Source organism: Amphritea pacifica, from assembly GCF_016924145.1.
Lineage (GTDB): Bacteria > Pseudomonadota > Gammaproteobacteria > Pseudomonadales > Balneatricaceae > Amphritea > Amphritea pacifica.
The window spans coordinates 40269-48454 of the sequence record NZ_JAFFZO010000038.1 but is presented as its reverse complement, the minus strand read 5'-3'; the positions used below and the strand labels follow the sequence as shown (position 1 = coordinate 48454).

4 protein-coding genes are annotated in these 8186 nt (G+C 53.0%); all 4 read right to left on the bottom strand.

What is annotated here, in order from left to right; translation table 11 throughout:
• Nucleotides 1-185: 185 nt before the first annotated feature.
• Nucleotides 186-911: a carbonate dehydratase gene (gene can, locus JW499_RS18585; protein ID WP_205211992.1), complete on the bottom strand. Its 726-nt coding sequence runs from the start codon at nt 909-911 to the stop codon at nt 186-188.
• Between the two features lie 58 nt (nt 912-969).
• Nucleotides 970-2034: a uroporphyrinogen decarboxylase gene (gene hemE, locus JW499_RS18580; protein ID WP_205211991.1), complete on the bottom strand. Its 1065-nt coding sequence runs from the start codon at nt 2032-2034 to the stop codon at nt 970-972.
• A 144-nt stretch (nt 2035-2178) separates the two neighbouring features.
• A complete protein-coding gene (locus JW499_RS18575) occupies nt 2179-3600 on the bottom strand; it encodes an FAD-dependent oxidoreductase (protein WP_205211990.1) in 1422 nt (473 codons plus the stop codon).
• A 72-nt stretch (nt 3601-3672) separates the two neighbouring features.
• A complete protein-coding gene (gene gltB, locus JW499_RS18570; RefSeq protein ID WP_205211989.1) occupies nt 3673-8127 on the bottom strand; it encodes a glutamate synthase large subunit in 4455 nt (1484 codons plus the stop codon).
• Between the last annotated feature and the right edge of the window lie 59 nt (nt 8128-8186).

Below are 8186 nucleotides of genomic sequence, written 5' to 3'. Positions count from 1 at the left end.
GTCTTGAGGAACAAGTTCATCGATGCAAACAAACTCAAGGGCGGACTGGGTTGGGGGGCGTTCTCTTAGCATGAGCCTATTATAAAAAATCCTCGTCATTTGACGAGGACTTTATCAACAGCCTGAAGCCTCGCATTTGCGAGGCTTTTTAGTTTCAGCGGCTGCTCAGCAGCAGATCCACAGACTTATTTGAAAACCTTACGCACACGGTCCCACAAAGTCCTGGCGTTATGCCCCTTCTCTGAGGCTTTCGCCAGCTGCCGCAGCGTTTCGATCTTACTGATCGCCAGAGCATACTGATCTTCCACCTCTTCGGCATCAGAGGCGTTGAACTCAAGATCATTCACCAGTCCATCATTCAGACCATAGATCCATCCATGCACCGTCAGGTCCTGCCCCCGGCTCCAGGCGTCCTGCACGATAGTGGTTTCACAGACATTAAAGGCCTGTTCGATGACATTCAGCTCGCACAGACGGTCCAATTGCTGATGGGAGTGATCCCAGGCAGACAGGAGCTCCCGGTGCTTCTGATTAACCTTACGGATCTGTCGCAGCCAGTTGTCGATCAGACCATGCGGTGTACTTTCCAGAGCCGCTTTAACGCCGCCACAGCCGTAGTGACCCACCACCATAATATGCTTAACTTCCAACACCTGAACCGCATACTGGATCACCGACAGACAGTTCATGTCGGTATGGATTACCAGGTTTGATACATTGCGGTGAACAAACAGCTCACCCGGCAACATCCCGACAATCTCGTTGGCAGGCACCCGGCTGTCGGAACAGCCAATCCAGAGGTATTCAGGAGCCTGTTGATGCGCCAGCGTTTCAAAAAACAGCGGGTCATCCCGGCTGATCTGATCGGCCCATTGGCGATTACTTTCTAATAGTTGCGTCAGTCGTTTCATTTTTCTGTTACATAGCAAAAGAGGGCGTCATGCCCTCTTTATAAACTGTTGATGTTGATTAAACGTGGTACTGGGCGCTGAGCTCATGTACCGCATCAACAAAGAACTTCGGCTGCGCCGGGTCGACGAACTGGTGAATACCATGACCCAGATTGAATACATGTCCCGAACCGCTACCATAGCGGGCCAGAATATCGGCCACCTCAGCACGGATACGCTCCGGCGTACCATAGAGCACAGAAGGGTCCATATTCCCCTGCAGGGCAACTTTATCACCAACCCGGGCACGGGCATCGTCAATATTGGTGGTCCAGTCCAGCCCCAGCGCATCGGCTCCGGACTCAGCCATCGCTTCCAGCCACTGGCCGCCGTTTTTGGTAAACATAATCAGTGGAACCTTCCGCCCTTCATTCTCACGAATCAGACCATTAGCAATCTGCTGCATATATTTCAGCGAAAACTCCTGATACATCGGGCCGCTTAGTGCGCCACCCCAGGTATCAAAGATCTGTACCGCCTGGGCACCACTACGGATCTGCTGATTCAGATAATCGGTCACCGACTGCGCCAGCTTGTCCAGTAGCTGATGCAACACCTCAGGGGTGGCATACATCATCTGTTTGATATGGCGGAAATCTTTACTGGAACCGCCCTCAACCATATAGGTTGCCAGCGTCCAGGGGCTGCCGGAGAACCCGATCAGCGGCACCCGGCCATTCAGTTCTGCACGGATCGTTTTTACCGCATCCATCACATAATCAAGATCACTGGCAGACTCAGGCACCGGCAGGGCATCGACATCGGCTTCAGTACGGATAATCTTTTTGAACTTAGGCCCCTCACCCGCTTCGAAATATAACCCCAGCCCCATCGCATCAGGAATGGTCAGAATATCGGAAAACAGAATGGCTGCATCCAGATCGTAGCGTTCCAGTGGCTGAATAGTCACTTCACAAGCCAGCTCCTTATTCTTACACAGGCTCATGAAATCGCCTGCCTGGGCGCGGGTAGCGCGGTATTCAGGCAGGTAACGGCCCGCCTGACGCATCATCCATACCGGTGTTACATCGACAGGCTCACGCATCAGCGCACGCAGAAAACGATCATTCTTCAGTTCAGCCATTACATATTCTCGACTCAGATTCAAAACTGGGGGCATTTTACAGGTTTTTAGCGGCGGGAGCGAACAACTGCTGCATCTTCACTGATCTGAATGACATAAACAAAAAAGGCCGCCTGAGGCGACCTTTTCAAGAGATGCAGATGTTTACACTTTGAGGTAATCCAGAATGCCTTCTGCGGCCTTACGGCCTTCATCAATGGCCGTCACCACCAGATCAGACCCTCTTACCATATCACCACCGGCAAACACTTTCTCGTTGCTGGTCTGGAAGGCAAAGGTTTTATCGCCTGAGGTTTTTATCCGGCCATCCTGTTCCAATTCGATTCCAAACTCAGCAAACCAGGGCGATGGGCTTGGACGGAAACCAAACGCCACCAGAACCGCATCAGCAGGCAAAACCTCCTCACTGCCGGCAACCACTTCGGGACGACGACGGCCATTTTCATCTGGCTCGCCCATCTGTGTAGTCACCACTTTAACTCCGGTCACCTTACCGGCATCACCAACAACCTCTACGGGCTGACGGTTGAACATGAACTGCACGCCCTCTTCACGGGCGTTCTCCACTTCACGTTTTGATCCCGGCATATTGGCTTCATCCCGGCGATAAGCGCAGGTTACGCTGCTGGCTCCCTGACGGATTGAGGTACGGTTGCAGTCCATCGCAGTGTCACCACCACCCAGCACTACAACGTTTTTGCCCTCAACGCCGATATAATCGGCAACATCTTTTTCAAACCCCAGACAACGATTGACGTTGGAGATCAGGAACGGCAGCGCATCGTAGACGCCATCCAGCTCTTCACCGGGGAAGCCGCCCTTCATATAGGTATAGGTTCCCATCCCCAGGAAAACAGCATCATACTGATCCAGCAGTTCCTGCATCTGAATATCTTTACCGACGTTGGTATTCAGACGGAACTCAACCCCCATCTCCGTGAATATTTCACGACGACGGACCATCACGTCTTTATCCAGCTTGAACTCAGGAATACCAAAGGTCAGCAAGCCGCCAATCTCCGGGTGACGGTCAAAGACTACCGGTTTAACTCCGTTACGCACCAGAATATCCGCTGCTGCCAGGCCCGCAGGACCGGCACCAATCACCGCAACTTTTTTGTCCGTCACCGGCACTTTGCTCATATCCGGACGCCAGCCCATGGCAAAAGCGGTATCGGTGATATATTTCTCAACCGAACCTATGGTGACCGCGCCAAACTCGTCATTCAGTGTACAGGCGCCTTCACACAGACGGTCCTGAGGACAGACACGGCCACACACTTCGGGCAATGAATTGGTTTGATGGCTCAGCTCTGCCGCTTCAATAATGTTGCCTTCAGACACCAGCTTAAGCCAGTTAGGAATATAGTTGTGTACCGGACACTTCCATTCACAGTATGGATTACCACATTCAAGACAACGGTGCGCCTGTTCGGACGCATCTTCCGACTTAAACGGCTCATAGATCTCAGCAAACTCCTTCTTACGGATATCTGCTGCTATCTTATTTGGTCCCTGACGTTCTACTTCCAGAAACTGAAAATCATTCTTCAGACGTTCAGACATTCTCCACCCCGCCTAATGGTGCCTGCCCGCAGGCAGACACAGCTATAACTAAACACCTGTTCGATGAACCCATTACTCCGGACGGGAGCGCATATCAGTCAGCAGCGCCCCCAGACTGGCGGCTTTCGGCTTAACCAGCCAGAAACGACCAATATAGTCATCGAAGTTTTCAACAATCTGCTGACCCCAGTCACTACCGGTCTCTTTCACAAAACCGATAATTACAGAGCGCAGGTGATTTTTGTACTCTTCCATATGCTGCGGAGCGACCCGATGGATATCCACCAGCTCATGGTTGTACTTATCAACAAAGGTGTTATCCATATCCAGCACGTAAGCGAAGCCGCCGGTCATACCTGCACCGAAGTTGTAGCCCGTCTGACCCAGTACGGTAATCAGACCACCGGTCATATATTCACAACAGTGATCACCGGCACCTTCGATAACAGCGTGACACCCTGAGTTTCGCACCGCAAAACGCTCACCTGCACAACCTGCAGCATACAGCGTCCCTCCGGTAGCCCCATAGAGACAGGTATTACCGATAATAGCGGTTTCATTACTGGCATAGGTGACCACATCCGGCTGGCTGATAACGATCTTACCGCCGGCCATACCCTTACCTACGTAATCGTTGGCATCACCTTTCAGGTAAAGCTCCTGACCACCGGCGTTCCAGACACCAAAGCTCTGTCCGGCATGGCCGCTAAAGTTAAAGCGAAGCGGTGCATCCGACATCCCCAGATTGCCATAAACCCTGGCGATGGCCCCCGAAGTACGGGCACCCACCGAACGGTCACAGTTGGTGATTGGCAGATCAAAGACACCACCCGATTTCTCGGCAATCGCCTGCTTAGCCAGCTCCAGCATCCGGCTATTCAACGCACCGGTATCATAAGGGTCGTTATGCGCGACCTGACAGGTCTGTGGATACTCTGCCGGAATACCCGCATCAGACACCAGCGGCGACAGATCCAGCTTACCATGCTTGGCAGTACTACCGTCCAGCAGTTCCAGCAGGTCAACCCGCCCCACCAGCTCTTCCAGCGTACGCACGCCAACAGAAGCCATCCACTGACGGGTCTCTTCTGCAACGAAACGGAAGTAATTTTTAACCATCTCAACGGTGCCACGGTAATACTTATCCCGCAGTTCATCGTTCTGAGTCGCCACACCGGTGGCGCAGTTATTCAGGTGACAGATTCGCAGGTACTTACAGCCTACCGCTACCATCGGCATAGTACCGAAGCCAAAGCTTTCTGCTCCCAGAATCGCTGCTTTAACCACATCCAGACCGGTTTTCAGACCACCGTCAGTCTGCAGACGAATCTTGCCACGCAGATGGTTGCCCCGCAGTGACTGATGGGCATCAGCCAGACCCAGCTCCCAGGGAGAGCCGGCATAATGCACCGACGTCAATGGGCTCGCAGCGGTACCGCCATCATAACCGGATATGGTAATCAGGTCGGCATAGGCCTTGGCAACACCACAGGCGATCGTACCAACCCCTGGGCGGGATACCAGTTTCACCGACACCAGACCTTCAGGGTTTACCTGCTTAAGATCGAAAATCAGCTGTGCCAGATCCTCAATCGAATAGATATCATGGTGCGGCGGAGGTGAGATCAGGGTTACACCGGGTACGGAGTAACGCAAACGGGCGATCAGGCTGTTCACCTTACCCCCGGGCAACTGACCACCCTCGCCCGGCTTAGCCCCCTGAGCGACCTTAATCTGCATCACATCGGCATTGATCAGGTATTCAGGTGTTACCCCGAAACGACCGGAAGCCACCTGCTTGATCTTGGAGCGCTTGTTGGTGCCGTGACGGGCCGGATCTTCACCGCCCTCACCGGAGTTTGAGCGACCACCGAGTTCATTCATCGCCATCGCCAGACATTCGTGCGCTTCAGGCGACAGAGCCCCCAGCGACATGGCAGCGGAGTCAAAACGGGGGAACAGATTCTCTGCCGGCTCGACTTCGCTCAGCGGGATCGCTTTAATATCTTTTCTCAGCCCCATCAGGTCACGCAGCGTTGCCACGCCGCGCTTATTCACCAGATCAGCATACGCCTGATAATCAGCCTGATCACCACTACGAACAGCAGCATGGATTGTACGAATTACATCCGGGTTGTAGGCATGATACTCACCGCCATGGATATACTTTAACAAGCCCCCCTGCTGAATCTTCTTACGGGCCACCCAGGCTTCTTCAGACAAGGCCTGCTGGTCTTTCTGGAAATCACTGAAGTCAGCACCTTCAATGCGACTGGCAACACCGGGGAAACAGAGATCAACCACATCAGAGCTGATACCCACCGCTTCAAACAGCTGTGCACCACGATAGGAGGCGATCGTAGAGATACCCATCTTCGACAGGATCTTCATCAGACCTTTCTTGATACCCTTACGATAGTTCTCGTGACTGTCGAGCCAGTTCATCTGCATTTCGCCGGTGGCGCACAGATCGGTCAGCACCCGGTAGGCCAGGTATGGATAGACTGCGGTAGCGCCAAAACCAAACAGCACGGCAAACTGGTGAGGATCGCGCACCGTGCCGGATTCGACAATGATATTGGCATCTGCACGCAGGCGGGTATTGATCAGGCGGTGATGCACTGCACCCGTCGCCATCGCTGCATGAATCGGCAGCCGCCCAGGTGCAATCGCGAAATCAGACAGAATAATAAGTACTTTACCGGAACGAACCAGCTGTTCGGCCTGATCAGCCACCGATTCAATCGCTGCTTTCAGATCCATAACGGCAGGATCATAATTCAGATCGATCTGGGCAACGCCAAAACCTTCAACAGTATTGTTTTTCAGCCGCAGAAATTTACTGGCCGACAATACCGGTGAGGTAAGGATAACCCGGCGGGCATGTTCAGGCGTCTCTTCAAAGACGTTACGTTCGGCACCAATACAGGTTTCCAGCGACATCACAATCGCTTCACGTAACGGGTCGATTGGCGGATTGGTGACCTGAGCGAACTGCTGACGGAAATAATCAAAAACCGAACGCACTTTTGATGACAACACCGCCATCGGCTTATCGTCACCCATGGAGCCAACGGCTTCCATGGCAGTTTCACCCAGCGGACGCAATACCTGATCACGCTCTTCATAGGTGACCTGGAACATCTTCATATGCGTTTTGACCTCTTCCGGGGTCATCTCGCAGAAAGACTGAGACTCCTCGGTGAGATTCATTGTCTGCTCAAGAGGCAGGGCATTCTCACGCATCCACTTTTTATAGGGTTGCGCTTTTTTCAGACGGTCATCAACATCAGCGGTGTGTAGTACTTCACCAGTCTGGGTATCGATAGACAGAATCTGCCCCGGACCGACACGGCCCTGAGATACGACATCCTCGGGCTTATAATCGAATACACCGATCTCAGATGCGGTACAGATCAGACCATCTTTGGTCATCACCCAGCGGGATGGGCGCAGACCGTTCCGGTCCAGCATACAAACAGCGAAACGGCCATCGGTCATTACCATCCCGGCAGGGCCATCCCAGGGCTCCATATGCATTGAGTTATAGTCATAGAAGGCCCGCAGTTCAGCATCCATGGTATCGACATTCTGCCAGGCAGGAGGCACGATCATCCGTGCTGCACGATACAGGTCCATCCCCCCGATCAGCAGGAACTCCAGCATATTATCCATGCTGGACGAATCCGAACCGGTGGTATTCACAATCGGCTGAAGCTCATCGACATTCGGCAGCAGTTCAGTCGCAAACTTGCTGGAGCGGGCGCGGGACCAGTTACGGTTGCCCTCAATGGTATTGATCTCACCATTGTGCGCCAGAAGCCGGAATGGCTGAGCCAGCGGCCAGCGTGGAGCGGTATTGGTAGAAAACCGTTGATGATAGGTACAGATAGCGGTTTCCAGACGCTCATCGCTCAGATCCTGATAGAACACCGGCAGATCCACCGGCATTGTCAGTCCCTTATAGGAGATAACTTTGTCCGACAGACTGCAGATATAAAAATCCTCATCTGTGCTCAGGGCAATCTCGGCCTTGCGACGGGCAGTGTAGAGACTGACCGCAAATTCACGATCCGCTTTATCGGTTGTCACAAACACCTGCTCAATCTGCGGCAGAGTATCCTTTGCTATCGGTCCAAGACAACCCGGATCTGTCGGCACAACCCGCCAACCTGCGACATTCAGTCCTTGCGCCACCAGTTCATTATTCAACACCTCACGCGCAGCCGCCGCCAGGGCCGGCTCTTTTGACAGAAACACCATACCCACGGCATAACGGTCACCCAGCTCGACACCCAGATCGCTTTTTGCGGCCGCACGCAGAAATGCATCCGGCTTCTGCATCAGTAATCCGCAGCCGTCACCGGTTTTGCCATCAGCTGCGATCCCACCACGGTGGGTCATACATGCAAGTGCTTCAATCGCCTTCAACAATACATTGTGGCTTGGTTCACCTTGCATATGGGCCATCAGGCCAAAACCACAGTTGTCTTTGAACTCACCAGGGCGATACAGACCTATGCTCATAAACGAATCCCACCAAAAAGTTCTTAATTATCAATATATTACATCCACCAAATTTCAGC